This is a genomic window from Streptomyces sp. NPDC006602 (genome assembly GCF_042870385.1).
Lineage (GTDB): Bacteria > Actinomycetota > Actinomycetes > Streptomycetales > Streptomycetaceae > Streptomyces.
The window spans coordinates 262,565-288,695 of sequence record NZ_JBIAHG010000001.1 but is presented as its reverse complement, the minus strand read 5'-3'; the positions used below and the strand labels follow the sequence as shown (position 1 = coordinate 288,695).

Here is a 26,131-nt window from a genome sequence, read left to right as displayed (position 1 = left end):
TCAGCGCGTCCCGCGCCGCCACCCTTGCAGAAACGTGTGGGATACACGAGTAGCCGACGGGCCGTAACCGGCCACTGGGAGGCTTCCCCGGTCATTCATGATCGGAAAGGGGAGCCGAACACATGGCACAGACTCACAACGGGCCCGGTACCAGCCGGCGTTCGTTCCTGCGGAACGTCGGTGTCACCGGTGGCGCCGGGGCCATGTTCGCCACCATGGGAGCCCTCGGCCTCGCGCCCACCGCGCAGGCCGCCCGGCGCGAACAGCCCTTCCGCGCCCTGAACGCGAGCGACTTCACCCTCACCGGACGCGGCGCCGCCAAGGTGGTCGTCATCGGCGGCGGCATCGCCGGGCTGACGACCGCGTACGAACTCGGCAAGGCGGGCTACGACTGCACGGTCCTCGAGGCCAGGGACCGCACCGGCGGCCGCAACTTCACCGTGCGCGGCGGCGACACCACGACCGACCTCTACGGCAACCGGCAGACCGCCCGCTTCACCGACGGCCACTACCTGAACGCGGGCCCCGCCCGCATCCCTCAGTGGATGGTCACCCTCGACTACTGCCGTGAACTCGGCGTCCCCCTCGAGGTGTTCACCAACGTGAACGCCGACGCCTACATCTACAACGAGTCGGCCGGGATGGCGAAGCCCGAGCGGTACCGCACCGCCAAGGCCGATGTCTACGGCTATGTCTCGGAGTTGCTCGCCAAGGCCACGAACAAGGGTGCGCTGGACGGGGAGCTGACGGCCGACGACAAGGAGCGCCTCGTCGCCTTCCTGGAGGACTGGGGCGAGCTCGGCGACAAACTGACATACGAGGGCGGGGAGCGGCGGGGGTACACGACCGTCCCGGCCGCCGCCGGGACCCCGGGGGTGCTGCTCGGGGACGTCCCCAGCGCCTCCGAGGTCTTCGCCAGCGGCGTCGGACGGTACTTCTCCTTCGAGTGCGGCTTCGACCAGGCCATGCTGATGTTCCAGCCCGTCGGCGGCATGGACCAGATACCCAAGGCGTTGACCAGGGCGGTCGGCGCCCATCGGGTGCGTACGGGCGCGGTCGTCTCGAAGATCACCGACACCGGCAGAGGCGTTTTCGTCACCTACGCCCACGGCGGCCGTACCAAGGTGGTCGAGGCCGACTACTGCGTTGCCGCCCTGCCGCCCAACATCCTCGCCAAGGTGCCGCACAACCTCGGCTCCGCAGTGCAGTCCGCCCTGGAGGCGATCACCCCGTCGTCCGCGGCCAAGATCGGCCTCGAATACCGGTCCCGCTGGTGGGAGCTGGACCACCGCATCTACGGCGGCATCACCGAGACCGACCAGGACGTCACCCACATCTGGCACCCGTCCTACGGCTTCCACGGTGAGCGCGGCATCCTCGTCGGCTACTACAACTACGGCGGCGACGCGGACACATACGCCAAGCTCAGCCCCAAGGGGCGCGAGGAACGGGCGGTAGCCGCGGGCGTGAAGATCTACGGCGAGAAGTACCGCACCGAACTCGCCTCCTCCTTCTCCCACCACTGGCGCCAGACACCCCACCTCGAAGCGGCCTGGCACGACACGCCCGGCGGCCCCGACGACGTCCGCTACAAGCCGCTGAACGAGCCCACCGGGCGCGTCTACTTCGCCGGCGACTGGCTCAGCTACACCGACGCCTGGCAGCACGGGGCGTTCACCTCCGCACGGAAGGCGGTGACGGCCCTTCACGCGCGCGTGCTGGCGTCGTGAATCCGGTGACACAGCGCGGCGGTGCATGAAAAGGCCGTAAGAGGTGCCTGATCAGGTGCGTGGGCGGGAATGCCCACGCTCTGCACCACGTTGTGCAGTACGAACACGAGGAGGAGCGGTCACAGTGCTTGATCCGCAGGGTTTGTACGCATGGGAGCCGAAGGGCCTCGCCGTGGTCGACATGGCGCTCGCCCAGGAGTCGGCGGGCCTTGTCATGCTCTACCACTTCGACGGATACATCGACGCGGGTGAGACCGGCGACCAGATCGCCGACCGGATCCTCGACTCGCTGCCCCACCAGGTCGTCGCCCGTTTCGACCACGACCGGCTGGTGGACTATCGCGCCCGCCGCCCGTTGCTGACGTTCAAGCGCGACCGCTGGGTCGAGTACGAGGAGCCCACCATCGAGGTGCGCCTCGTCCAGGACGCCACCGGAGCGCCCTTCCTGCTGCTGTCCGGCCCCGAGCCGGACGTGGAGTGGGAACGCTTCGCCGCGGCCGTCCAGCAGATCGTGGAGCGCCTCGGCGTGCGCCTGTCGGTGAACTTCCACGGCATCCCCATGGGCGTCCCGCACACCCGCCCCGTGGGCCTCACCCCGCACGGCAACCGCAACGACCTGGTCCCGGGCCACCGCAGTCCCTTCGAGGAGGCGCAGGTGCCCGGCAGCGCCGGGGCCCTGGTCGAGTACCGCCTCATGGAGGCCGGACACGACGTCCTGGGCGTCGCCGCGCACGTGCCGCACTACATCGCCCGCTCTCCGTACCCGGACGCGGCGCTGACCGTCCTGGAGGCCATCACGGCGGCGACCGGGCTGGTCCTGCCCGGCATCGCGCACGCCCTGCGCACGGACGCCCACCGCACGCAGACCGAGATCGACCGCCAGATCCAGGAGGGCGACGAGGATCTGGTCGCCCTCGTCCAGGGCCTGGAGCACCAGTACGACGCCGCCGCGGGCGCCGAGACCCGCGGCAACATGCTCGCCGAGCCGGCCGACATCCCCTCCGCGGACGAGATCGGCCTGGAGTTCGAACGGTTCCTGGCGGAGCGGGAGGGTGAGGGCTGAGGCTCGTCCTGGTCCCCGCCCGCCGGGTGCGTTGTCGGTGGCAGGCCCTAAGCTTCGGCTCATGCTGAAGGTGGGCCTGACCGGCGGCATCGGTGCCGGTAAGAGTGAGGTGTCGCGGCTGCTCGTCGCGTGCGGTGCGGTGCTGGTCGACGCGGACCGGATCGCGCGCGAGGTCGTCGCGCCGGGCACGCCCGGGCTCGCGGCGGTCGTCGAGGCCTTCGGCGAGGATGTGCTCACCGCCGACGGCGGCCTGGACCGGCCCAAGCTGGGCGCGATCGTCTTCGCCGACCCCGAGAAGCTCGCCGTCCTGAACTCGATCGTGCATCCCCTGGTGGGTGTCCGCTCCCGCGAGCTCGAGTCCGCCGCCGCCGAGGACGCCGTCGTCGTCCATGACGTCCCGCTCCTAGCGGAGAACGGCCTCGCCCCGCTGTACGACGTCGTGGTCGTCGTCGACGCGAGCCCCGAGACCCAGCTCGCCCGCCTCGTGGGGCTGCGCGGCATGACCGAGGCGGACGCACGCGCGCGTATGGCCGCCCAGGCGACGCGCGAGAAGCGCCTCGAGATCGCGGACATCGTGATCGACAACGACGTACCGCTGCCGGAGCTGGAGCGGCGCGTGAAGGACGTATGGGCCGATCTCGTGCGCAGAGCCCACGCGCGCGGGGTGCCGCCTCAGCCGCCTCAGGAATAGCGGCCTCTGCCCGGGCGTTGAATCCTCCCAGTGAGGGAAGGACTTTGCCGTGCCCGAGATCAGCGGTTCGACCGGACGTACTCCGGAGACGCATGTCATCGACTTCCGTGCCGCCGAGCAGCTGCTCGCCGCACGGGACCCGCGGGGCGCGGTGAAGCTGCTCGACGCGGTGATCGCCGTGCATCCGGAGAACACCGCCGCCCGGCTGCTGCGCGCCCGCGCCTTTTTCGCGGCCGCCCAACTGCGGCCCGCCGAGCTGGAGTTCACCATCGTCCTGGAGCGTGAGCCGGACAACGCGTTCGCGCACTTCGCGCTGGCCCGGACCTACGAGCGTCAGGGCCGGCCGGACCAGGCCAGGCGCCACTTCCGCCTGGCGGCCGCGCTGGACCCGAATCCGCGGTACCTGCAGGCGGCGCGCTTCGAGTCGTGAGCACCGGACCGCCGGACAGACGTTAACGGCGGCGGCGGTCTTCCGGGGGCAGGTAGGGCGGAATGCCGGGGCCCGGCTGGTAGTGCGGGCCCTGCCGGATGTGCCTGAGGATCATCGTCATGTCGACGGTGATCACCAGCCACAGCACCCCACAGGCGATCGCCCACCCGGGCCGCCCGGCGAGCGCGAAGGCGACGGTGCCGAAGACCGCCCAGAGCAGCCCCCACACGGTCAGCCAGAAACGCACCCGCAGAGCACTGCGCGCTGTCGTCGGTTCACTGCCCGTACGCATCCCCATCACCACTCCTCTTCAGAACGTACCCTTCGTGGCGGACGTTCACCAAGGGATCGAACAGAGGGGGCAGGTGTGCTTCCGGATGCCGATGAGCTGGCCGAGGTGCTGCTGGACCTCGCCGTACCGCACGATGACATCAACGAACTCGTACGGATGGGCCAACGGGTCAAGGACGACCCGGAGCTGCTGAGACTGCTGGAGGCGTCGGTCGAGGAGCTGGTCCGCGGAATGGGGGAGCCGGGCGGCGCGGTCGACCTGCTCGAGCTCGACTGGGCGTCGGGCGCGCTGCAGCGGTGTTTCCCCGCGTACGTGTTCGTGGCGACGTTGCCGCACACCCGCGCGTATCACCGCGAGCGCGGAATCCCGGCCGATGTCTCCCGGCGCACCCTCGCCGACCTGGGGCGGAACATGGCTGTGCACCGCAGGCGGCACGGCAGGACAGGGGTGCAGGCCCCGCGGTGGCTCACCCACCACTTCCGGGGCGCGCTGTACCAGCTGGGCAGGCTGCAGTTCGAGCGGACGCGGTACGGGGAGCGGACCGGGCGGGTGCTCACGACGGCCGGGCTGGACGTGGCGCCCGGTACGCCCTGTCTGAACCTTCACATTCCCGACTACCTCGGGCCCCTGTCACCGGCCGCCTGCGACCGTTCGTTGGCGCTGGCCGGCGAGTTCTTCGCGCGGTACTTCCCCGAGGAGAAGTACCGGGCCGCGCTCTGCGAGTCCTGGTTGCTGGACCCGCAGTTGAAGCGGTATCTGGCGGCGGACTCCAACATCGTCCGCTTCCAGGAGCGCTTCCGGGTCGTCCCTGAGGACATGGAACCGGCCGACACCGAGCCGGTCCGGTTCGTGTTCGGGAATCCGGAGCTGGACGTGGACGCTCTGTCACGGCGCACCTCCCTGGAGCGGGCGGTGGGGGATCACCTGCGGGCCGAAGGCCACTGGTACGTCAGGCACGGCTGGTTTCCGCTGTAACTCGAACGGGTGAACCCATGTCGGGTGGGAACGGGCGTGCGGACGCGGGCCGTTGGACGGGCATGGAGCTGAAAATGCGAGCGGGACATCAGGGAACGGGCCCGGGGGCGATCACGCCCGACGGCTGTGCGGTCGAGCTCTACTCGCGGCTGCCTGCGGGGGACGCGCCGGACGTCATCAGCGCTGCCGTGCCGGCGGGCGCGAACATCCTGGAACTCGGCTGCGGGGTGGGGCGCATGACCCACCCGCTGCTGGAACGGGGGTTCACGGTCACGGCGGTCGACGAGTCTCCGGAGATGCTGGAGCGCGTCCGCGGAGCGCGCACGATACACAGCACGATCGAGGACCTCGACCTGGGCGAGCGTTTCGACGTGGTGCTGCTGGCGTCCTTCCTCGTGCACACCGCCGACCACGAGCTGCGGCAGGCGCTGCTGCGCACCTGCGCGCGGCACGTCGCGAACGACGGCTGCGTGCTCATCCAGCGCGAGGGCGAGGACTACCACACCAACGTGCCGCGCGAGCGACGCGAGATGTGGGTGCCCCCGACCGAAGGCTCGGGGAGGGTGGACCGCGGCGGTTTCACCCTACGCATCGCGTCCTCGGAACCCGTCGGGGACGGCGTGAACTCGGTGCGTGCGGAGTACGAGTTCCCGGACGCGACCTGGACCCAGATGTTCCTGGCCCGGCCCCTGACGAAGGAGCAGTTCGAGGAGGCGCTGGCGGGGGCCGGACTGGAGGTGGACAACTACCTGACGGAGGACGGGATCTGGGTGCGGGCCGTACCGGCGATCTAGGCGGGCGGCGACGAGTCCCTTCCGTCGCCCCGGACGGAGCGAGACAACTCGCGCGGCGCGATGAGTTTTGGGACGGGGACCGGTCTACCTCTGTGAAATCACCACGGTCCGCTTCACACAGGAGACCCCGATGTCCGAGACCATCGTCCCCGTCACCGCTGCCACCTCCGCCGCTGCCGCAGCGTCCCACCCCGTCGTCGCCGAGTCCGCGACCGCCCGCGGTCGTCGGGCCAGGATCGCCCTGCGTGGCCTCCAGGTGTTCCTCGCCCTCTTCTATGTGATCGCGAGCGCCCTGCCCAAGCTGATCGCGCACCCCTCGGCCGTCGAGGGCTTCGACAGGATGGGATGGGGCAGCGCGGGGATGTACACCATCGGCGCGCTCGAACTGGCCGGAGGGATCGCGCTGTTGATCCCGGTGCTGCAGTCGGTGGCGGCCATGGCGCTCAGCGGGCTGATGGTGGGGGCGTTCGTCGTCACGCTCACGTACCTCAACGGAGAGAACGCGGCGACACCGCTCATCCTGATCGTGCCGCTCGCGCTCATCGCCTGGGCCCGGCGTGGCCACAACGAGCAGCTGCTGCGGCTGGTGCGGCGGCGGGCGTGACGGTGTGCGTCGCGCCGCGCCGGTGACGGCGGTGGTGTCCGGGTCGGCTCTTCGCCCCGGGCGCCACCGCCGTCACCGGCCTGTTCGCGATCACTGTCCCTCAGGGTCCCTCAGGGTCCCTCCGGGGGCCCGCCCAGCATCCCGCGCAGGCGTTCCAGCTCACGGCGGTCGCGCTTGGTCGGGCGGCCCGTGCCGCGGTCGCGGATGCCGGCGGGGGCGACGGCCTCGCGGGGCGGGGGCGGGGGGCTTTTGTCGATGTAGCACTGGGCGGCCACGGGAGCGCCGACGCGCTTGCGGATCAGACGCTTGACGACGACGATCCGCTCCCAGCCTTCCTGGCGTACGCGCACCTCGTCGCCGACGCGCACGGAGTGCGCGGGCTTCACGCGCTCGCCGTTCACCCGGACGTGCCCGCCCCGGCAGGCGGTGGCTCCCATGGAACGGGTCTTGACCAGGCGGACCGACCAGATCCAGCTGTCGATGCGCACGGTCTCGCCGCTCTGCGGACCGGCAGCCTCGGCGGCGGCCACGGCGGCGGCGACCTTGGGGTCCGGGGCCTTGGGGTCGGTGTCCTTCGGGCCCGAGGCCGTATGGGCCGGGTCCCTGAGGTCCGTGGCTGTAGCCGTGTCCGTTTCCGTGTCCTTGGCGTCCACGTCCTTCGGCCCGCCGGGCTTTCCGCCTGCCGTCCCTTCGACGTCGGTGACGCCCACGCCGGAACGGTCGGATCCGGCGGAACCTTCGGCCTTGTCCGTCCCGCCGGTCCCGCCTCTCCCGCCGGCCCAGCCAGTCCTACCGGCTCCGCCTGTTCCGCCTGGCCCGCGCCTGCCGCCCGTCCTGTTGTCGTCCGTGTGCTCAGCAGCCATGTCCTCGACTTTAGTACCCCGTGACGTGCGTGCCGGGTGGGTTTTCCGGTGGCCGCGCAGAGGTGCGCAGTCCGGGGCGGGTGCGAGGCGCAGCGCTTCCGTACGGTGGGGGCATGGACACCAGCGGCCTCGCCGGTCTCACCGCCCTCGATGCGCGGATCGCGGGCTGCCGGGCCTGTCCGCGGCTGGTCGCCTGGCGCGAGGAGGTGGCCCGCACCAAGCGCGCCGCCTTCGCCGACTGGACGTACTGGGGCCGGCCGGTGCCCGGTTTCGGTCCGCCGGACGCCAGGCTGCTGATCGTCGGCCTCGCCCCGGCCGCGCACGGCGGCAACCGCACCGGCCGGATGTTCACCGGGGACCGATCCGGCGACGTTCTGTACGAGGCGCTGTACGACGTGGGGCTCGCCTCGCAGCCGACCTCGGTCTCGGCCGACGACGGCCTGGAACTGTACGGCGTCCGCGTCACCGCGCCGGTGCACTGCGCCCCGCCCGCCAACAGACCCACGCCCGAGGAACGCGACACCTGCCGGGCCTGGCTCGTCCAGGAGCTGAACCTTCTGCGGCCGACGCTGCGGGCCGTGGTCGTACTCGGCGGCTTCGGCTGGCAGGCCGCGCTGCCCGCGTTCACGGAGGCGGGCTGGAGCGTGCCCCGACCGCGCCCCGTCTTCGCCCACGGCACGCATGTGCCGCTGGACGGCCTGGAACTCTTCGGCTGCTTCCACGTCAGCCAGCGCAACACCTTCACCGGCCGCCTCACGCCGACGATGCTGCGGGACGTGCTGCGCACGGCGGCCGAGGCGGCGGGACTGACGGAGCAGGGGCTCCCTCGAAAATGAGGCGACGGGGCGACCGCACGGTCGTTACGGTGCCCGGATGACCCTCTACCCGGAGATCGAACCGTACGACCGCGGCGTGCTCGACGTCGGTGACGGCAACCGCGTCTACTGGGAGACCTGCGGGAACCCGCACGGCAAGCCCGCGCTGGTGCTGCACGGCGGGCCGGGCTCCGGCTGCACCCCGTACTTCCGGCGGCTGTTCGACCCGGCCGCGTACCGGATCGTGCTGCTCGACCAGCGCGGCTGCGGGCGTTCGACGCCGCCCGCGAGTGCCTACGACACCGACATGAGCGTCAATACGACCACTCACCTCATCGCCGACCTGGAGCTGCTGCGGCGGCACCTCGGGATCGAGCGGTGGCTGGTGTGGGGCGTGTCGTTCGGATCGGTGCTCGGGCTGCGGTACGCGCAGGCGCATCCGGGGATCGTGTCGGAGCTGGTGCTGACGGGGGTTGCGACCGGATCGAATGCCGAAGTGGACCTGCTGACCCGGGGGCTCGGGAAGATCTTCCCGGAGGCGTTCGAGCGGTTCCTGGCCGGACTGCCGGAGGGCGAGCGGTCCGGCAACCTCGCCGCCGCCTACAACCGGCTGATCGAGTCGCCCGATCCCGAGGTGCGGGAGAAGGCGGCCCGGGCCTGGACAGACTGGGAGACGGCGACGATTCCCGCCCCCCCGCGGTCGGTCGGGCGCTTCGAGGACCCGGCGTTCCGCCTCGGCTTCGCCCGTACGGTCACGCACTACTTCGGCAACGACCACTTCCTGGGCGAGGGCAACGACGAGGGGGTCGTCCTGCGCGATGCGGCCCTCCTGGAGGGCGTCCCCGGCACTCTGGTCCAGGGCAGCCTCGACTTCGGCAACCTCCTCGGCATCGTCTGGCGGCTCCATCACGCCTGGCAGGACAGCGAGTTGGTGGTGATCGACGAGGTCGGCCACAACGCGGGGGCGCCCGGGGTGGCCAAGGCGATGGTGGCGGCGACGGACAAGTACGCGCTCCGCTAGCGCAGTTCGGCAGGGTCCTCAAAAGTGTCCTGGAACAAGTGCCGCATCGTCGAGCGGTAGTTGGTCCGCACGTGGGCGAGCGCGTGCGCACGCGCCCGCTCCGGGTCGCCGGAGGCGATCGCCTCGTACAACTCCCGGTGTTCGACGAGGAGTTGCGGCCACTCCTCGTTCCGGCGGGTCATCCAGCGCAGGCGGCCGGCGACCGGTTCCAGGGCTTCGATCAGCAGGCTGTTGCCCGCCATCGCCACGATGCGGTCGTGGAGGCGGCTGTTGATGTCGGTGATGGCCTCGGCGTCGCCCGCCTCGGTCGCGGCGGCCGCGAGGTCGAGGAGCGCCTCGACCTGGGCGAGGTCCTGGGGTGTGGCGCGGGCCGTGGCGAGTCCGGCCGCGTAGACCTCCAGCGCCTCGCGCAGTTCGAAGAGCTCCTTGACGTCGTTCGGGGTCAGACGGCGAACGACCGCGCGGCGCGGGGTCTCGAAGTGGACGAACCCCTCGGTCACCAGGGCCCGGATCGCCTCGCGGACCGGCACCCGGGAGACCCCGAAGCGCTCGGCCAGCTCGCGCTCGACGAGCCGGTCGCCGGGGCGCAGGCCGCCCGCGATGATCTCCTTCCGCAGGGTGGCCAGGACGCGCTCGCGCACCGCGCCGAGGGGTTCGATCTTCGTCGTGGAGCTCATGGGCCCATCTTCGCCGACTCCGGCGGCGTTTTACGGAGCGTTAACGGGAGCGACATCGGTCGAAACGGTTGACGGGAGGACCATGTCGGCAGTTTGGTATACCAAACTCTTCCACCGTAGGCAGTCCAGTCCTCCGCCGTCCCCTCGTCCATGGAGGCCCCGTGTCCCTCGCCGACCGTGCCGAAGCCACCGGCACAGCAGTGTTCGTCCCCGACCCCCGGCTCATCAACGAAGACCTCGCGCCCGCGGGCAAGCGCAACTGGAAGGTCTTCGACCTCTTCGCCATGTGGATGTCCGACGTCCACAACCTCGGCAACTACACGTTCGCGGCCGGCCTGCTCTTCCTCGGCATGAACGTCTGGCAGATCTTCACGTCCCTGCTCGTCGGCTTCGTGATCATCTACGCCGGGATGAACATGATGGGCCGCATCGGGCAGCGCACCGGCGTCCCCTTCCCGGTCGTCAGCCGGATCGCCTTCGGTGTCTGGGGTGCCAACATCCCCGCCCTGATCAGGGCGGTCATCGCCATCATGTGGTACGGCATCCAGACCTACCTCGCCTCCGTCGCCGTGAACGTGATGCTGCTGGCGGCCTGGCCGGGTCTCGAGTCCTGGACGCACAACTCGTTCCTCGGACTGGACGCGCTCGGCTGGGTGTCGTTCGTGGCGCTGTGGCTGGTCCAGGCGGCGATCATGAGCCAGGGCATGGAGTCCATCCGGAAGTTCCAGGACTTCTGCGGGCCGGCCATCTGGGTCGTGATGATCGCGCTGGCCGTCTGGATCCTGGCCAAGGCGGGCTGGACCATCTCGCTCACCTCGACTCCCCACCCGGTCTCCGTCGGCGAGCAATGGCGTCAGTGGTTCGGCGCGGTCGGCCTGATACTCGCCACCTACGGCACGCTGATGCTCAACTTCTGCGACTTCTCCCGCTTCGCACCCGACTACAAGACGGTCCGGCGCGGCAACTTCTGGGGCCTGCCGGTCAACTCGACGGCCTTCGTGATCGTGTCGGTCATCGTCACGGCCGGCGCCTACGAGGTGTTCGGCAAGGAGATCACCGACCCTGCCTACCTCGTCGCCGAGATCGGCAACACCTGGATACTGGTGCTGGGCGCGCTGACCTTCGCCATCGCCACGATGGGCGTCAACATCGTCGCCAACTTCGTCTCACCGGCGTACGACCTGGCCAACGTCTGGCCGCAGAAGATCACCTTCAAGGTCGGCGGCATGATCAGCACGGTGGTGGCGCTGCTGGTGACCCCGTGGAACCTCTTCTCCAACCCCACGGTCGTCAACTACTTCCTCGGCGGACTCGGCGCCTTCCTCGGCCCGCTGTTCGGCGTGATCATGGTCGACTACTACTGGGTCAAGCGCGGCCGCATCGACGTGGACGAACTGTTCAACGCCCGGCCCGGCTCCCGCTACCACTACCGCCACGGCGTCAACCCCAAGGCGCTGTGGGCGTTCCTGCCCTCGGCGGCGGTCGCGGCGGTGCTCGCACTGGTGAAGACGTTCAGCGATGTGGCCCCGTACTCCTGGTTCATCGGCACGGCGCTGGCCGCCGGACTGTACGTGATGCTGTGCCGCGCCGAGCGCGCCGCCGATGCCCAGGTCATGACCCACAAGCCCGTGGAGGTCTGAGAAACGTGCGAATCGTCGTCACCAACTGCAACACCACGCAGGAGATGACCGAGGAGATCGTACGAGGTGCCCGGGCCGCGGCAGGCCCGGGCACCACCGTGACCGGACTGACCCCCGCCTGGGGCCCCGAGTCCGCGGAGGGCTGGCTCGACAGCCACCTCTCGGCCGCGGCGGTCATCGACCTGCTGCGCACGTACGACGGCCCGCCGTACGACGCCGTGGTCATGGCCGGCTTCGGGGAACACGGGCGTGAGGGCGTGCGGGAGCTGGTGGACGTACCGGTCGTCGACATCACCGAGGCCGCGGCCCATCTGGCCTGTCTGCTGGGACGCCGGTACGGCGTCGTGACCACCTTGCAGCGGTCGTGCGGCCAGATCGAGGACAGCCTGGAGCTGGCCGGCGTGGGCCGCAACTGCGCCGCCGTCGTCGGTACGGGGCTCAGCGTCCTCGACCTCGGGGAAGAGGACAGGGAGCGCACCGAGGCGGCGTTCCTCGTGGCCGCCGAGCAGGCGTGCCGGGCCGGGGCGGAGGTCCTGGTGCTGGGCTGTGCCGGAATGACGGGCCTGGAGCAGGTGGTGGGGGAGAAGCTCGGGCTTCCGGTGGTCGACGGGGTCGCGGCGGCGGTGAAGCTGGCGGAGTCGCTGGTGACGCTGGGGCTGACGACGAGCCGGGCGGGGAGCTATGCGAAGCCGGTGCCGAAGAAGCGGGTGTGGGGGCGGCCGACGGGGTGATCTCGGCGGGCGCGACAACCGGTGCCGTTCACGGACGCCACTCGTACCGCACATCCGGCTCGCGCTCCTCGTTCCCGTTGCCGTCCGTGTACTCGACGGCGACGAAGCCGTGCCGCTCGTAGAACCGGTGGGCGGGCTTGTTGACCTGGAAGGTCCACAGGCTCAGCCCCTCCGGGGCGCGCTCCTTGGCGAGGGCGACGAAGCGGTCACCGATACCGCGTCCGCGCCAGTCCGGGTCGAGATAGAGCTGGGACAACAGGTCGCCGTCGAGCACCATCACGCCCACTGTGCCACCCCCGTCCGCCACCTCGGCGACCCACGTCTCGCGCAGCGGCACGACGACCTCCCGGAAGTAGGCGCGCACTTCGTCGACGGAGCGGGGGCTGACGACCGTCGGCAGAGCGGCGGCGAAGGAGCGCAGCCAGACGTCGGCCGCGGGGGCCGCGTCCGGGGCGGCGGCGCGACGGAGGGTGACTTCGGCTTCGGGGCGGCTCACGGTCGTACGACCTCCCGCTCCCGGCCCTCCGGGACGACGGCCGTCGCCGTGATCTCCACCAACTGCCCGGTGTACCCGAGACACGCCACTCCGAGGAGGGTCGACGCATGTGGACCGACACTCAGCCCGGACGCCTCGACGACCTCCCAGACGGCGGAGAGCACCCCGGGTTCGCCGCTCACGACATACACGTCGGTCACCAGGACGTGCTCCAAGTCGCTTCCGACAGCGTGCAGTTGCTCACGAAGGTTCGCGATCACCTGCTCGGCCTGCCGCACCGGGTCTCCCGCACCGACCAACTCCCCGTCCGTATCGAGAGGTACCGACCCGGCGAGAAAGGCGAGCTTCGTGCCGGCCTCGACGACGGAGGCGTGGGAGTAGGCGGGCGGTGGGAAGAGGGCGGGGGAGGTGACGCGTCGGATCACGAGTGCTCCTGAGGCGGGCAGCGGACAACCCGCCGATCATGCGGGCCGCCTGCCGAAGCCGCATCCGATTTTCGGGGCGCGCGCCGCCGCCCGCGCCGAACTGACCGCCCTGCGGGAGCCGTTGCGGCGGATCGCGGAGCGGCTGGGGGTATCTCCGGGACCGACTTCGGGGTGGCGGCCACGGGCTGAGGGACGGGACGCAATTGCGTGGAGGTCCGGCGAGCGGCTTACGTACGCTGCGGCCATGCCCTCACTCGCCGACCCCTCTCTCCCTGCCCCCTCCCTCCCCGACACCACCTTCCTCGACACCACCGCCGACCGTCTCGCCGCCCTCCCCACCGTCCAGGCTGTCGCCCTCGGCGGCTCCCGAGCCCAGGGCACCCACAGGCCCGACAGCGACTGGGACCTGGCCGTCTACTACCGCGGGTCCTTCGCCCCCGCCGACCTGCGCGCCCTCGGCTGGCAGGGCGAGGTCTCCGAGGTCGGCGGCTGGGGTGGCGGCGTGTTCAACGGGGGTGCGTGGCTGATGATCGACGGGCGGCGCGTGGACGTGCACTACCGGGATCTGGATGTGGTGGAGCACGAGTTGGCGGAAGCGGAGGAGGGGCGCTTCCGGGTGGAACCCCTGCTGTTCCATCTCGCGGGGATTCCGAGCTACTTGATCGTTGCCGAGCTGGCGGTCAATCGCGTACTGCGCGGCGAACTGCCGCGGCCGGCCGCCTATCCGGAGAAACTTCGCACCTCCGCCGCCGAACGCTGGCACGGGACCGCCCTCGCCACCCTCGCCTACGGCAGGGCCAACCACGCTCCGACGGGCCGGCTCGCGGAGGTCGCCGGCGCCATCGCCACGGCCGCCATGCAGGCCGGGCACGGCGTGCTCGCGCGGCGCGGGGAATGGGTGACGAACGAGAAGCGGCTGCTCGAGCGGGCCGGACTGCGGGGCGTCGACGAGATCCTCGGGCGGTTGCGTCCGGAGCCGGACGCGTTGGCCGGGGCCGTTGCCGACGCGGAGAGGCTCTTCACGCACCCGGGGCCGCCCCCGTTGCGTTCATAAAGAACACGCTTCTGCGGCCGATCGTCACATCGCCGAAATACGGTCGTCCCGTTCTCTCCAAGAACGCGATTTACCGTGGACACCACAGCCCACAGCCCGGCCACCGTCGCCCGAAGGCACACCCCCGCCTCGCACAGACGACAGGAGCCCCGTGTCCCGCCCCGCCGCTCTGCCCCTTCCGCCCTGGCTCGCCCACGCCCTTCGCGCTCAGCGGGGGCCCGTGCCCTGGAACGCGGTACTGCGAGGTGCGCTGGCCTCGGGGCCGTTGCTGCTCGCGGCCGTTGTCGCCGGCCGGGCCTCCCTCGGCGTGATCGCGGCCATCGCCGCCATGCTGGCCGGGATCAACGACCGGCCCGGCAGCCGGCGGACCTCGGTGCGGCGGCTGGGGGCGCCCGCGCTCGCGGGGGCCGGTGGGCTGCTCGTGGGGACGTATGCCGGGGAGCACGTCGGGGCCGTGGCGCTGACCGCGCTCTTCACGCTCGTCGGGCTTGTCGCCGGGAGCGGCAGTGCCATAGGGTCCGTCGCCTCAGCGGCCGGGACGCAGTTGCTCGTCGCCTCCGCCATCGGGGCCGGGATGCCGGTGCCCGAGGAGGGGTGGCAGCGGGCCCTCGCCTACCTCGTAGGGGCCGGGTGGCTGCTCGGTCTGCGGCTCGTCCTCCCTACCCCCGGCGGGCTCGCCGGGGACTTCCGGTTCGACGGGGAGCGGGAGGCCGTCGCCGCCGTGTACGACGCCGTGGCCGAGCTGCTCGACGCCGTGGGCACCCCCGACGCCGGGGCGCGACGGGCGGCGCTCACCGCCGCGCTCGATCACGCGCAGGACGCCCTCGCCGGGCCCCGGCTGCGCAGGTACGCCACCTCCGCGGCCGAGCGGCGGCTGCACGCGCAGTACGCCGCCGCACTGCCGCTCGCGGAGGCCGCGACCGCGCTGGCCTGGGCCGGGGAGGCGGTGTCCGGGCGGGCCTCCGAGGGGCCCCGGCGCCTCGCCGCCGCCGTACGGGAGAACACGCACACCGGGCCGCTGCCCGCTCCCTCCCGTTCGGCGGCCGGGCTGCGCGCGCTCGACGACGCCCTCCTGCACGCCGCCGAGGCCTTCGACCGGGGCAAGGGGAGCGACCTGCACACGCGTCGGCGTGGAGTCCGGGACGTGCTGCGCACCGCCTTCGGGGCCGGCGGACGGGAGTACGGCCTGCGGGTGGCCCTCTGCTTCGGGGCCAGCGTCGGCGTGGCACAGGCGCTGCACCACGCCCGCTGGTACGGGGACCACCCGCACTGGTACTGGATGCCCGCCACCGCCGTCTTCCTCGTCAAGCCCGACCTCGGGCCGCTCGCCTCCCGCGTGCTGAACCGTGCGGCCGGGACCGTCCTGGGAGCCCTCGTCTTCGCAGGGTTCGCCGCGGTGCTGCCCCGGCCGGAAGGGCTCATCGCCCTGGTCGCCCTCAGCGGCGCCCTGATTCCCGTCGCCACACGGCACTTCGCCGCGCAGACCGCCGTGGTCACCGTGCTCGTCCTGTCGCTCGTGATGGTGGGGGGCGAGCCGCAGGCCTCCGCCGGGCGGATCGGCGAGACCCTCCTGGCCTGCGCGATCGTGCTGATCGTGGGGCATCTGCCGATGCCGGGACAGCGGGCCGGCGGGGTGCGTGCGCGGCTCGCCGCGGCGCAGAGCGCGGCGCACGCGTACCTGGCGCACGTCCTGCGCGAGTCCGACGCCCACCTCGCGGGCAACCCCCAGGCTCGCGCCTTCACCAAGTCCGCCCGTACCAACGTCGCCCGCACCAACTCCGCCTTCACCAAGTTCGCCCGTACCAACACCGCCCGCACCACCGACGCCCGTGCCCGCCGCTGGACCCTGCGCCGCGAGGCCTACCGCACGCTCGCCGACGCCCGTACGGCCATCGCCCTCGCCGCCGCCGAACTCCCCGCGCTCGCCCGGCACGCCGAGGGTGCGGACGAGGCCGCCGACACCCTCGAGCAACTCGTCGACACGACGACCGCCTGCGCCGTGCACCTCGACGACACCGGGCGGCTCACGCCCGAGCACGCCGAGCGCCTGGTCGCCCTGCTCGACGAACTCGCCGGGCACCGGGAGCGGTTGGGGCTGCGGGCACCGGACATTCCGCTCGCCGTGTGACAGGCCGCTGTGTTACAGGCCGCTGTGTGACAAGTCGCCGTATGGCAGGCGCTCCGTCCGCCGATGCGGCTACTACCCCACCCGCACCCACACCGGTGCGTGATCCGACCCCGGCGCTCCCCGCCGCTCCGCCGGATCCGGCCCCACCGACGGCAGCCGCAGCGTGCCGTCGCCCGGCCGGCCCGTCCCCGCCTCCGTCACGCGGTGCACCAGGCGGTGGCTGACCAGGACGTGGTCGATGAGCTCGCGGCGCCCGGAGTTGACGCGGGAGTAGCGCTGCTCGGACGGGATCAGGGAGGCCACGTTCCAGAGGCGGGTCGCGTCGCCCCGGTCGGCCGCCTCGTAGCCGGGAGTGCCGATCTCGGAGCCGGGCGGGCCGAGCAGGATCTGGGTGGTGGCCGCCCGCTCCTCGTCGTTCAGGTCCCCGAGGACGGCCACGTCCCGCTCGCGCCCCTCACCGGAGAGCAGGTCGTCGGCCAGCGCGCGCAGCGTCGTCGCCTCGGCCGCCCGCCGGTACAGGGCGTACGCGCCGTACCGCGCCCGCTCACCCTCGTCCCGCGGCTGGAACCGGCCGCCGGGGTACGACAGGAGCTTCGACTTGAGATGGGCGACCGCCACCCGCAGCGGCCCGTTCGCCGTCGCCGCCTCCACCGCCAGGAAGCCCCGGCCCGCCTCCGCCACCGACACGCCCTCGTCGTCCGCCTGCACCGGCCGCAGCTTCGCCGGGAACGCGCTCGTGTCGGACAGCACCTCGAACGGCGTACGACCGATGAAGCCGACCCGGATGCCGCGGCTGTCCGGGCGCCGGGACAGCGCCATGTGCCACTCGCCGTCCAGCATCCCGGCCAGGTCCCGCAACGCCTCGGGTTCGCCGACCTCCTGCAGGCCCAGCAGCGCCGGGTCCAGCTGCGTGATCACGGCGGCGAGCGCGGTGAGCTTCGTCTCGTACGCGGCCTTGTCCTGGGGGCCGAACGGCCCGCCGGGACGGTAGAGGTTCTCCAGGTTCCAGGTGCCGAGGAGCATGCCGGGCCCCTTCCAGATGCCGTCGGGCGGCGGGCGGTGGTGACGTCAGCGTGCCCGCACGGGGCGCCCCGGGACAGAGCCCCGACGGGATGCGCGATTCGGCTCACGCGAGGCGACCACGGCGTCGTACGTTGGCGTGATGAGTGACTCTCCCGCCGATCTCGTCATCACCGGCTGCACCGTCCTCGTGCACGACGAGCGGGAGCGCATCGGTTTCGAGGAGGACGCCGCGATCGTCGTACGGGACGGAGTCGTCGAGTTGGTGACGAGCGCAGCCGCCGTCGCGGACCGGGCCGCCGCCGAACGCCTCGACGCGCGTGGCCAGGTCGCCCTGCCCGGGCTGGTCAACTGCCACACCCACGCCCCGATGGTCGCGCTGCGCGGCCTCGCAGAGGATCTGCCCACCGAGGAGTGGTTCAACGACGTCGTCTGGCCGGTGGAGTCCAACCTCACTGTCAGGGATGTGGAGTTGGGGGCGCTGCTGGCCTGCGCCGAGATGATCCGCGGCGGCGTCACCTGCTTCGCGGACCACTACTTCAGCATGGACGCGGTCGCCTCCGTCGTCGCCGAGTGCGGGATGCGGGCCCATCTCGGCGAGGCGTACTTCTCCTCGCAGGGGCCCCAAGGCCGGGAAAAGTCCCTGGAGTTCGCGCTACGGCACCGCGGCGGCGCCGACGGCCGCATCACCACGGCCCTCGCCCCGCACGCCCCCTACACCGTGGACGACGCCGACCTCGCCGCCACCGCCGAACACGCCCGCGAGCACCGCCTGCCCGTGCACATCCACGCCTCCGAGAACCGCGACCAGACCGACGCCAGCCTCGCCCGCCACGGCGTCACCCCGATCGAGGTCCTGGGGCGCACCGGGATCCTCGACACGGACGTTCTCCTCGCGCACGGCAGCGGCATCATCGAGCGCGACCTGCCCGTCCTCGCGGGCGCCGCGGGCCGTACGGCCGTCGCCACCGCACCCCGCGGATACCTCAAGTTCGCCTGGCCCACCACCACACCCGTGCGCGCCCTGCACGACATCGGCATCCCCGTCGGACTCGCCACCGACGGCGCCGCCTCCAACAACTCCCTCGACGTGTGGGAGTCGATGGCCCTCACCGCCCTGATCCAGAAGTCCACGACAGGTGATCCGCGCTGGCTGACCTCCCGCCAAGCCCTGCACCACGCCACGCTGCAGAGCGCCCGGGCGGTCGGTCTCGGCGAGACCGTCGGCAGCATCGCCCCCGGGCGGCGGGCCGACATCGTCCTCGTCGACCTCACCGGCCCGCACACCCAGCCCGTCCACGACCTGGCCGCGACCCTCGTGCACAGCGCCCGGTCCTCCGACGTCCGTACGACGATCGTCGACGGCCGGATCCTCATGCGCGACCGCGAGCTGCTGACGATCGACGTCCCCGCCGTGGTCGCGGAGCTGGGGGAGCGGCTGCCCGCACTCGTCGACCGGAGCCACGGCAAGCGGATCCAGAACTACTACACCTGAGAAATCCCCGAAGCAGCGATGCGTCGAAGCGACATGGCTCCTCCTGTGCGACGGTCCGTTCCGATCCGAGTGGTGACCGGCGGGCGGGACGGAAAAGAGAAGGCCTCACGCGCGCGGGACGCGCTCAATGCCGAGCGCCGCGGGCTGCCGATGGTCGAGATCGACACGGAGTACGCCTTCGAGGGCGGCGCTCGACCACCAGCCTGCCGGACCTCACCGCGCTGGGACGGCAGGAGGAGTGGGAGGAACCGAAGGGGCGCGGGTCGGCTCTCGGGGCGCCCGCGGGCAGTGAGCGCATCCGGTATCACGATGAGTGCGAGGAGGGACACGGACAGTAGCGAAAATGACCGTTAGGTAACCAATCCCTCACGCTGCGCGCTGAATTTGTGTCAGCTACGTCTCAGTCCCGCAACCGAACGAGGCTTTCAGCCACTGGAAGGCGTTAACTCCTACAGTTACGACGCTTTCTGGAGGTGCAGGGTGGTGAACGGGCGAACAGTGCTCGAACGCTTTCCCGCAGGTGGGCCGCGAGGCTCGTGGCCGGCGGAGGAGTTCGCACAAGCGCGGCGGCTGGAAGGCATGCCCGCCGAGGTTGTCATGGACCTCGCGACTGACATGTTCCTGGTTATCGTGCGTAGCGGGGAGGCCGCGGTCGACGCGGTCGTGTGAGGTCAGCCCGCCTTCGGGGCGGGCACCTTCGCCGTCTTCTGGGAAGCGGGTGCCCGCCCGGGCACCTTCGCCGTGAACTGCTCCGCCTGGAGGGAGTACAGCTCCGCGTAGACCCCACCGGTCGCCAGCAGCTCGTCGGGCGTACCGGACTCCACGAGCCGGCCCTGGTCCAGGACGTGCACCAGGTCCGCGTGGCGCACGGACGCCAGCCGGTGGGTGATGAGGATGACCGTCTGACCGGTCCCGGCCAGGGCCCGGATCTTGTCGAAGACCTCCAGCTCGGCCCGGGCGTCCAGGGCCGCCGTCGGCTCGTCCACGATCAGGATGCGACCGCGCCGGTACGCGGCCCGGGCGATCCCCAGCCGCTGCCACTGACCGCCCGACAGCTCGTGCCCGCCGCTGAAGTTGCGGGCCAGCAGGGTGTCCAGGCCGCGCGGGAGGTCCGCCAGCACGTCCTCGGCCCCGGCCTCCCCGACCGCCCCGGCCACGCGTTCGTCGGTGAGCGGCGCCGAGGAACGGCCGACCGCCACATTGACACGAGCCGTGAACGGCCACCGCTTGAAGTCCTGGGCCACCATCGCGACGCGCTCCGCGAGCAGATGCCGGTCCGCGCCCGCGGCGTCCACGTCGTCCCACAGGATCCGTCCCCGGTCGGGGGCGTACAGCCCGGCCAGCAGCTTGACCAGCGTGGTCTTGCCGGAGCCGTTCTCGCCGACCAGTGCGACGATCCTGCCGATCGGGACGGTGAGCGTCACGTCGTCGAGGGCGGGGCGGGCCGCGTCACCCGGGTAGGTGAAGGTGACGTTCTCGAACCGGATCTCGCGCGGATCGTCCGGCAGGGCGGCACCGCCCACCGGAATCGCCCGCTCGGCCGCCTCCACGTAGAGCCGCTGCAGGTCGCCGACGAACAGCGCCTCCTCATGCAGGGCGTTCATCTCCACGACGAGGGTTCCCAGGCTCTGTGAGCCCGTGCGGATGGCGATCACGGCCGTGCCCGCCACGGACAGCGCCATCGCGCCCGCCAGCAGCAGCCCGCCCAGCGTCGCGTACGTCGCCGCCGTCGCCAGGCCCGTCCAGGCCGCCGCGATCAGGCCCGTCCGGGCCGCCAGCCGCGCAAGCCGGGCCTGCTCCGCCTCCGCCGTCTCGGACATCTCGCGGAAATGGCGGAGCAGGAACGGACCCACTCCGTGCACGCGGATCTCGGGAGCCGCCTCGGGTTCGATCAGCAGCGCGCCGAGCAGCCGTCCCGCGCGCGCGTGCTGCACCCAGGTGTGGAAGGACTCGTAGCGGCGGCGCGCGTTCGTCAGCGCGCTCCAGGCGCTCGGCAGGGTCATCGTCACCAGCAGCGGCAGCAGCGCCGGGTGCAGCACGGTCAGAACGCCCGCCGCCGCGATCAGCGAGATCATCGCGTTCACCACGCGGGTGGCGTACGAGATCATCCGCCGGGCGGAGGCGGCGCCGTACTGCGCGGTGTCCAGCAGTTTGTGGAACGCGTGGTCCTCGATCGCGGACAGCTCCACGGTCGCCGCCCGCTCCAGATACCGCTCGGTCGCCACCCGTTCCACCTTGGGCTCCAGACGCCCGGTGGCGTACGTCGACGCGGCCCGCAGCAGTGCCCCGACCAGCATCACGGTGGCCATCACCATCAGCGCGGGTACGGCGCCGCGCAGCCGGTCCTCCATGGCGCCGCCGCCGATCAGCCGGCCCAGCACGCTGTTGACCGCCAGCAGGCTCACCGCCTGGGCCAGGCCCCGGCCGACCTCACAGGCCACTACGGTCCGGGCGGCCCGCCGGTCGGCCTGCCAGGCGAGCCGGAAGCTGGCCGTGAGCAGGGACGGGAGGCGGGTGAGCATGGCCCGGAAGTTCAGCTCCAGGAACGCGTCCGCGTGCGAGTTCCAGCCCATGTCGTAGCGCAACGGGCCGCCGAAGAGCAGCTGCTCCGACTCGGAGACTTCCGGTTTATCGGGGGTGTCCATGCCGCCCTCGCCGCGCCTCGTTCCCACCGTCGACCTCCCGCGATCGTGGGCGAACGGCCACTATCGCGGGGCGGACAGCCGAGGGGCAGGGCGCGTGCTGAAGAGACGGGAGCGCGCGGGCGCACGACCGGAGGGCTACGCGCTGACCGGCCGGGACCAGGTGGGAGTCGTCCCGGTGAGTCGGCACAGGGCGAGGAAGAGCGGTATCGGCGGGGTGTACGGAAGGGTGCCGTCCGGCTTGTGGATCAGGCCGGGGGTGGTCGGCGCGTGGGGGACCGTCGCTCCGGTGGCGTACCGCGCGGGGGCGGGCCACTCCAGGGCGTAGTCCGAGTCGGACGGAACGATCCACCACCAGTGCGTCTCGTCGGCGTAGACGCACCCCATCTGCGGCAACCGCGATCTCAGCAGCGGGCCGAACCGGGCGGGCACCGCCACCGCGTCACAGCCCAGCGGTGCCGTCATGCCCTCGGGCAGGGGCAGGGCGCGCGGGGTTCCCGGCGTGCGGAGCCCGCGGCGGAGGCGGACCAGGGTGTCCAGGGTCAGCACCCGGCCACCCGAGCCGGCGCTCACGGGCTGCCCCGATCTCGGCTCCGACCGATCGGAGGGACACCCGCGATCCCCGTCTCGTGGTGACGCGCTTCGGCATCGGCCACTCGGTGCTGATGTGTCGTTTCTTCAAACGCGGGAAGGGCCGCACCATGGCACGCCTCCCCCTCGCCCCCCTCGCCCGGACCGCCGGGCGGCCCCGGCTTCGGGCGGGCTCCCCAGCCCAGGTCGTTGCGCGGGACGGACGCGTCGTCGCGCGGAGTGTCGCCCTTGCGCGGCAGCTCGGCCCAGACCAGCAGGCCCGGACCGTGCTCGTGGGCCCCCCAGCTGTGACACAGGGCGTCGACGAGGAGCAGTCCCCTCCCTTGCTCCTCCTCGGGCCGCTGCGGAGACGGATGCGGCTCACCCGGCGCGCAGCCTTCGTCACGTACGGCTATGCGCACCAGGTCGTCACCGTCGTGCAGCTCGCAGACGACGCGGCGGCTCGCGGTGTGCACGATGGCGTTGGTGACCAGCTCGGAGACCACCAGGGCCGCCGAGTCGCAGGTGTCCTCGCCGACCGACCAGTGCGTCAGCCGGGCCCGCGTCAGCCGTCTGGCCTGCGCGGGAGAACCCGGATGTGCGGCCAGCTCGAACCGGAACCGGCGCTCGACAGCGGCCCTGTCGGGGCTCACTCCCGCGGCGGCGCCGAGACCGGTGGGGGGGTCCGCGGCGGCGTCTGTTCCTAAGGGCGGGGACGGAATCACGCTTGCCACTATCGCCCCGCCGTGAACACTTGGCAAGTGTCACTCTGAAAAATGCAGAGTGCTGTTTGACGCGGTGAAGTGCCGTGGCACACTGCTCGCAACAGCACGTCCAGCGGCGCCAGTTGGGATCACCGGAGATCCGTACAGATCTTCGAATAGGTCTTCGAATGGCGCCGTAGGGCTGTCAGCATGCTTTTGTGGCCGGCCCGATTTGTGGAGGTGGAGGGTGAGCGAACCGCGGTCCGCGCCGACGGTCGGCCAGGTCGTTCTCGGTCGGCGCCTGTTGGACCTGCGGGAACGCGCCGGTCTCAAGCGTGAGGAGGCAGCCCGCATCCTCCGCGTCGCCCCCGCCACGGTCCGCCGTATGGAGATGGCCGAGGTCGGACTCAAAATCCCGTACCTCCAACTGCTCCTGAAGGCATACGGCGTTTCCGACCTGGAGGCCGAGGGCTTCGTCCAACTGGCCGAGGAGGCCAACCAGCCCGGGTGGTGGCAGCGGTTCCACGACGTCCTGCCCGGCTGGTTCTCGATGCACGTCAGCCTTGAGGGCGCGGCCGCTCTCATCCGCCAGTATGAGCCGCACTTCGTTCCGGGCCTGCTGCAGACCGAGGACTATGCGCGTGGTGTCCTGCGGTCCGGGGCCATCGGCCAGACCAGCCCCTGCGACATCGAGCGCCATGTCGACCTGCGCATACAACGCCAGGATCTGCTCACCCGTCAGGACGCCCCCCGGCTGTGGGTCGTGATGGACGAGACCGTGCTGCGCCGCCCCGTCGGCGGCCCGCAGGTGATGCGTGCCCAGATCGACAAACTGCTCGACGCCACGAAGCTGCCCAACGTCACGCTGCAGGTCGCCCCGTTCGCCAACGGGCCGCACCCCGGCACGTACGGGCCCTTCGTGCTGTTCCGATTCGCCGTGCCGGAACTTCCGGACATGGTGTACAGCGAGTACCTGACCGGCGCCGTCTACCTGGACGCGCGCGCGGAGGTGGCGACCCACCTCGAGGTCATGGACCGCATGGCGGCGCAGGCCGCTACGGCACATCGCACGAAGGAGATCCTCCGGGATCTCCGCAAGGAGTTGTGAATGGATCGCATCAAGCCGCGCCTACGCGTCTACAACGGCATGCCCGCGCGGGACTTGGGGAGCGAAGGCTGGCACAAGCCGTGGAGCGGCGGCAACGGCGGGAACTGCCTGGAGGCGATGAAGCTCGCCGACGGCCGGATCGCCGTCCGCCAGTCCACCGACCCGGACGGACCGGCGCTGATCTACACCACGGACGAGATGACCGCGTTCATCGAAGGTGCGAAAGCGGGGGAGGCCGACTTCCTGCTGTCGTGACGTGATTGCCCCTTTTTCTTGCTGAATTTCCTTGCTAAATGCTGAATTGATGGGTACTGAATCAGTGGTTGAGATCGACACAAATTCCTGGACATCGGCACCGGCATTCCCGCCCAGCCGAACACATTCCCGGGTACGGGGCGTTGGGCGCAAGCCCTGACAGCAGGGCCCTGCAACATCGCGGTGTCTACAGCGAGGACCAGATCCGTCGCGGCGCGTCCACGAGACGGCTCACCACGACCACCGGGAGCGGAGGCTGGTCGGCCTTGCTGGGGCTGAGGTTCAGCCCGTAGTAGATCTGCTCGATCGACGGCGGTCCGACGGCGAGATTCGTCCGGACCGCCGAAGGCGACGACCGCTCTCCGGTCTGCACGAGATATGCCGCGGCCATCGCGCCCGTACGGCCGACGCCCGCGCCGCAGTGCACGAACACCGGCCCGGACGCCTGGGCGACCACGTCGAGGAAGCGCCGCACCTGTTCGGGCTTCGGCGTCTGCCCGTCGCGAATGGGCATGTGTACGACGTCCAGCCCGGCCTGCCGGGGTTCGGCGAGCTGGGCCGCGCTGAGGTCCTCGGCGCGCAGGTCGACGACCGTGGTGATGCCCATGCTCGCCAGCGTCCGGTACCCGGCGGGGGAGGGCGCCGCGCCCCGCCACAGCCGTCCCTCGGTGTCGACCCGCTGGAAGTGGTGCACGCCCTGCACCGTGCGGGTCCCTGCCGGTGCCGGGGTCCCCTCGCGCGCCAGGTACGACATGCCCAGGATGCTCAGGGCGCCGGTGGCCCACAGGGCGAGGTAGCCGAGGACCACGAGGAGGAGGATTCGCAGCGCGCGACGGGACAGCGGGCGCGGGTGGAGGACAGGAGTGGGCAGGGTTGCGCTGAGGACAGCCATGGGCGACCCGGGGGAACTGGGAGGCGGGGTTTCGATGCTATCCCGGGGTGGCCTGGGGCGTCTTGTCCGTGTACGTGCGGCTAGGTGATCGCAGGCGTTGGCCTTGGGGTGCGCGTACGTCGTCTGCAGTGGGGTTTTGTGAGAGCGGCGGGGTCGGCGGATGCCCGTGACGGTGACCGCAAATCGCCGTCGGGGTCGAGGGTCGGAGGGCGGTCGCCGGGGCTCGGGGCCCGGTTGCCGCGGGTCAGTCGTCGTCCCTGTCCGCGTTTCCGATGCCGACCACCGTGAGGTGGGCACGTTCCAGGGTCGCGTCCTCCAGGCAGCCACGCAGCCGCAGTCGGTCGTGGTCGGTCAGGGCGGGCCGGACGACCCCGGCGTACAGGCCGTCCCCCAGGTCGCCGAACGCCGCGTGGCTCAGCGGCACGGACGTGGAGTCCCGGCAGCGCTCCCAGACCTGCTGCGCGGCGAGCGACCGCCGCTCGGCTGTCATGTCCGTGCCTCGCAGGTCCACCTGGACGACCACGGAGGTCGCCGCGCTGTCGTTCGCGTCCTCCTCCCTGGTCTGCGTGAGGTCGGCGAGCCCCACCACGAGCGCGCCGACCAGGGCGACGGCGACCACGCCGATGGCGCCCGCGCGCGCGGTGCGGCTCCGGGAGCGGCCGAAGCCAAGGGCCGGCAGGTCCTCCAGGTCCTCCAGGTCCTCCAGGTCGTCGTGGTCGTCGTGCGCGGCGGGGGCAGGTGCGGCGAGGATCGCCAGCCGTCCGGCGAGCCGCCGCTCGGCGGGCCTGGCGGTGACCGACGCGATCCGCTGCACCAGCCAGGCGAGACCCGACAGCAGCACGCCGGTGACCATGAGGACCGGCACGAAGACGTACGTGCGTTCCGCGGGGTCCTCCAGCCAACGGAACCGTGTGCCGCCGCTGAGCTCCGGCTCGGTCGCGGCACGCAGCCGGGCCAGCACGTCCTGCTGACGGGCCGCCAGGTCCCGCTGTCGCCGGTCGGAGGCACGCACCCGC

General features: G+C 71.5%; 28 protein-coding genes and 2 pseudogenes. 19 read left to right on the top strand and 11 right to left on the bottom strand.

What is annotated here, in order from left to right; all coding sequences use genetic code 11:
• The first annotated feature begins 203 nt into the window (after positions 1-203).
• The 4 genes from ACFYO2_RS01350 (at position 204) to ACFYO2_RS01335 (ending at position 3,914) form a co-directional block, all read left to right on the top strand.
• The gene (locus ACFYO2_RS01350; protein WP_388343915.1) at positions 204-1,730 is read left to right on the top strand and encodes a flavin monoamine oxidase family protein; all 1,527 of its coding nucleotides are present in this window, start codon (positions 204-206) and stop codon (positions 1,728-1,730) included.
• Between the two features lie 124 nt (positions 1,731-1,854).
• On the top strand, positions 1,855-2,793 hold the full coding sequence (locus ACFYO2_RS01345) for a PAC2 family protein (protein WP_388342411.1): 939 nt from the start codon (positions 1,855-1,857) through the stop codon (positions 2,791-2,793).
• A 61-nt stretch (positions 2,794-2,854) separates the two neighbouring features.
• The gene (gene coaE, locus ACFYO2_RS01340; RefSeq protein ID WP_388342408.1) at positions 2,855-3,484 is read left to right on the top strand and encodes a dephospho-CoA kinase; all 630 of its coding nucleotides are present in this window, start codon (positions 2,855-2,857) and stop codon (positions 3,482-3,484) included.
• Positions 3,485-3,533: 49 nt separating this feature from the next.
• A complete protein-coding gene (locus ACFYO2_RS01335; RefSeq protein WP_388342405.1) occupies positions 3,534-3,914 on the top strand; it encodes a tetratricopeptide repeat protein in 381 nt (126 codons plus the stop codon).
• 22 nt (positions 3,915-3,936) lie between these two features.
• Here ACFYO2_RS01335 and ACFYO2_RS01330 read toward each other — a convergent pair whose 3' ends face one another.
• Positions 3,937-4,206, bottom strand: a complete 270-nt coding sequence (locus ACFYO2_RS01330) for a DUF6343 family protein (RefSeq protein ID WP_388343912.1) — start codon at positions 4,204-4,206, stop codon at positions 3,937-3,939.
• A gap of 75 nt (positions 4,207-4,281) precedes the next feature.
• Between ACFYO2_RS01330 and ACFYO2_RS01325 the strand changes: the two genes are divergently transcribed.
• The 3 genes from ACFYO2_RS01325 to ACFYO2_RS01315 all read left to right on the top strand — a co-directional run bounded on the left by ACFYO2_RS01325 (position 4,282) and on the right by ACFYO2_RS01315 (position 6,579).
• Positions 4,282-5,181 (top strand): acyltransferase domain-containing protein, encoded by a 900-nt coding sequence (locus tag ACFYO2_RS01325; protein WP_388342403.1) that lies wholly within the window; start codon positions 4,282-4,284, stop codon positions 5,179-5,181.
• 74 nt (positions 5,182-5,255) lie between these two features.
• A complete protein-coding gene (locus ACFYO2_RS01320; RefSeq protein ID WP_388342400.1) occupies positions 5,256-5,975 on the top strand; it encodes a class I SAM-dependent methyltransferase in 720 nt (239 codons plus the stop codon).
• Positions 5,976-6,105: 130 nt separating this feature from the next.
• Positions 6,106-6,579, top strand: a complete 474-nt coding sequence (locus tag ACFYO2_RS01315; protein WP_388342397.1) for a DoxX family protein — start codon at positions 6,106-6,108, stop codon at positions 6,577-6,579.
• Positions 6,580-6,689: 110 nt separating this feature from the next.
• Here ACFYO2_RS01315 and ACFYO2_RS01310 read toward each other — a convergent pair whose 3' ends face one another.
• Positions 6,690-7,232, bottom strand: a complete 543-nt coding sequence (locus tag ACFYO2_RS01310; protein WP_388343908.1) for an RNA-binding S4 domain-containing protein — start codon at positions 7,230-7,232, stop codon at positions 6,690-6,692.
• A gap of 323 nt (positions 7,233-7,555) precedes the next feature.
• Here ACFYO2_RS01310 and ACFYO2_RS01305 point away from each other — a divergent pair, with 323 nt between their 5' ends.
• Together ACFYO2_RS01305 and pip are read left to right on the top strand one after the other, a co-directional pair.
• The gene (locus ACFYO2_RS01305; protein ID WP_388342394.1) at positions 7,556-8,278 is read left to right on the top strand and encodes a uracil-DNA glycosylase; all 723 of its coding nucleotides are present in this window, start codon (positions 7,556-7,558) and stop codon (positions 8,276-8,278) included.
• Positions 8,279-8,315: 37 nt separating this feature from the next.
• Positions 8,316-9,278 (top strand): prolyl aminopeptidase, encoded by a 963-nt coding sequence (gene pip, locus ACFYO2_RS01300; RefSeq protein WP_388342391.1) that lies wholly within the window; start codon positions 8,316-8,318, stop codon positions 9,276-9,278.
• On the opposite strand, the gene ACFYO2_RS01295 is transcribed toward pip, so the two are convergent.
• Positions 9,275-9,955 (bottom strand): GntR family transcriptional regulator, encoded by a 681-nt coding sequence (locus tag ACFYO2_RS01295; protein ID WP_388342389.1) that lies wholly within the window; start codon positions 9,953-9,955, stop codon positions 9,275-9,277. The two genes, pip and ACFYO2_RS01295, sit on opposite strands and share 4 nt — an antisense overlap.
• A gap of 161 nt (positions 9,956-10,116) precedes the next feature.
• Between ACFYO2_RS01295 and ACFYO2_RS01290 the strand changes: the two genes are divergently transcribed.
• Both ACFYO2_RS01290 and ACFYO2_RS01285 read left to right on the top strand, forming a co-directional pair.
• Positions 10,117-11,595 carry an NCS1 family nucleobase:cation symporter-1 gene (locus ACFYO2_RS01290; RefSeq protein WP_388342386.1) on the top strand — a complete coding sequence of 493 codons (1,479 nt, stop codon included), beginning with the start codon at positions 10,117-10,119 and terminating at the stop codon, positions 11,593-11,595.
• 5 nt (positions 11,596-11,600) lie between these two features.
• A complete protein-coding gene (locus ACFYO2_RS01285; RefSeq protein ID WP_388342383.1) occupies positions 11,601-12,326 on the top strand; it encodes an aspartate/glutamate racemase family protein in 726 nt (241 codons plus the stop codon).
• A 28-nt stretch (positions 12,327-12,354) separates the two neighbouring features.
• On the opposite strand, the gene ACFYO2_RS01280 is transcribed toward ACFYO2_RS01285, so the two are convergent.
• Positions 12,355-12,822, bottom strand: coding sequence for a GNAT family N-acetyltransferase (locus tag ACFYO2_RS01280; RefSeq protein ID WP_388342381.1), 468 nt, complete (start codon positions 12,820-12,822; stop codon positions 12,355-12,357).
• On the bottom strand, positions 12,819-13,247 hold the full coding sequence (locus ACFYO2_RS01275; protein WP_388342378.1) for a RidA family protein: 429 nt from the start codon (positions 13,245-13,247) through the stop codon (positions 12,819-12,821). Before ACFYO2_RS01275 ends, ACFYO2_RS01280 begins: the two co-directional genes overlap by 4 nt.
• 244 nt (positions 13,248-13,491) lie before the next feature.
• On the opposite strand from ACFYO2_RS01275, the gene ACFYO2_RS01270 reads away from it, so the two are divergent.
• Positions 13,492-14,301 carry a nucleotidyltransferase domain-containing protein gene (locus ACFYO2_RS01270; RefSeq protein WP_388342376.1) on the top strand — a complete coding sequence of 270 codons (810 nt, stop codon included), beginning with the start codon at positions 13,492-13,494 and terminating at the stop codon, positions 14,299-14,301.
• Between the two features lie 151 nt (positions 14,302-14,452).
• Positions 14,453-16,429: an FUSC family protein gene (locus tag ACFYO2_RS01265; protein ID WP_388342373.1), complete on the top strand. Its 1,977-nt coding sequence runs from the start codon at positions 14,453-14,455 to the stop codon at positions 16,427-16,429.
• A 72-nt stretch (positions 16,430-16,501) separates the two neighbouring features.
• Here the strand turns inward: ACFYO2_RS01265 and ACFYO2_RS01260 are convergent, their stop codons facing one another.
• Positions 16,502-17,452, bottom strand: a complete 951-nt coding sequence (locus tag ACFYO2_RS01260; RefSeq protein WP_388342371.1) for an endonuclease/exonuclease/phosphatase family protein — start codon at positions 17,450-17,452, stop codon at positions 16,502-16,504.
• A 139-nt stretch (positions 17,453-17,591) separates the two neighbouring features.
• Between ACFYO2_RS01260 and ACFYO2_RS01255 the strand changes: the two genes are divergently transcribed.
• The 4 genes and pseudogenes from ACFYO2_RS01255 (at position 17,592) to ACFYO2_RS01240 (ending at position 19,613) form a co-directional block, all read left to right on the top strand.
• Positions 17,592-18,944: an amidohydrolase gene (locus tag ACFYO2_RS01255; protein WP_388342368.1), complete on the top strand. Its 1,353-nt coding sequence runs from the start codon at positions 17,592-17,594 to the stop codon at positions 18,942-18,944.
• Between the two features lie 18 nt (positions 18,945-18,962).
• Positions 18,963-19,091: pseudogene (locus tag ACFYO2_RS01250) on the top strand (hypothetical protein); the annotation flags it as partial.
• Positions 19,092-19,120: 29 nt separating this feature from the next.
• A pseudogene (locus ACFYO2_RS01245) lies at positions 19,121-19,282 on the top strand (DUF899 domain-containing protein); the annotation flags it as partial.
• Between the two features lie 145 nt (positions 19,283-19,427).
• Positions 19,428-19,613: a hypothetical protein gene (locus tag ACFYO2_RS01240; protein ID WP_388342365.1), complete on the top strand. Its 186-nt coding sequence runs from the start codon at positions 19,428-19,430 to the stop codon at positions 19,611-19,613.
• A 2-nt stretch (positions 19,614-19,615) separates the two neighbouring features.
• On the opposite strand, the gene ACFYO2_RS01235 is transcribed toward ACFYO2_RS01240, so the two are convergent.
• The 3 genes from ACFYO2_RS01235 to ACFYO2_RS01225 form a co-directional block, all read right to left on the bottom strand.
• Positions 19,616-21,589, bottom strand: coding sequence for an ABC transporter ATP-binding protein (locus tag ACFYO2_RS01235; RefSeq protein WP_388343905.1), 1,974 nt, complete (start codon positions 21,587-21,589; stop codon positions 19,616-19,618).
• 135 nt (positions 21,590-21,724) lie between these two features.
• A complete protein-coding gene (locus ACFYO2_RS01230) occupies positions 21,725-22,159 on the bottom strand; it encodes a hypothetical protein (RefSeq protein WP_388342362.1) in 435 nt (144 codons plus the stop codon).
• The gene (locus ACFYO2_RS01225) at positions 22,156-22,890 is read right to left on the bottom strand and encodes an ATP-binding protein (RefSeq protein WP_388342360.1); all 735 of its coding nucleotides are present in this window, start codon (positions 22,888-22,890) and stop codon (positions 22,156-22,158) included. The genes ACFYO2_RS01230 and ACFYO2_RS01225 overlap by 4 nt, the downstream gene beginning before the upstream one ends.
• Before the next feature lie 217 nt (positions 22,891-23,107).
• Here ACFYO2_RS01225 and ACFYO2_RS01220 point away from each other — a divergent pair, with 217 nt between their 5' ends.
• Both ACFYO2_RS01220 and ACFYO2_RS01215 read left to right on the top strand, forming a co-directional pair.
• On the top strand, positions 23,108-23,968 hold the full coding sequence (locus ACFYO2_RS01220; RefSeq protein WP_388342358.1) for a helix-turn-helix transcriptional regulator: 861 nt from the start codon (positions 23,108-23,110) through the stop codon (positions 23,966-23,968).
• Positions 23,969-24,223, top strand: a complete 255-nt coding sequence (locus tag ACFYO2_RS01215) for a DUF397 domain-containing protein (RefSeq protein ID WP_210575902.1) — start codon at positions 23,969-23,971, stop codon at positions 24,221-24,223.
• Between the two features lie 187 nt (positions 24,224-24,410).
• On the opposite strand, the gene ACFYO2_RS01210 is transcribed toward ACFYO2_RS01215, so the two are convergent.
• Entirely contained in the window at positions 24,411-25,115 is a 705-nt protein-coding gene (locus ACFYO2_RS01210) for a tyrosine-protein phosphatase (RefSeq protein WP_388342356.1), read from the bottom strand.
• A 244-nt stretch (positions 25,116-25,359) separates the two neighbouring features.
• Positions 25,360-26,127, bottom strand: a complete 768-nt coding sequence (locus tag ACFYO2_RS01205; RefSeq protein WP_388342354.1) for a hypothetical protein — start codon at positions 26,125-26,127, stop codon at positions 25,360-25,362.
• Positions 26,128-26,131 lie beyond the last annotated feature (4 nt).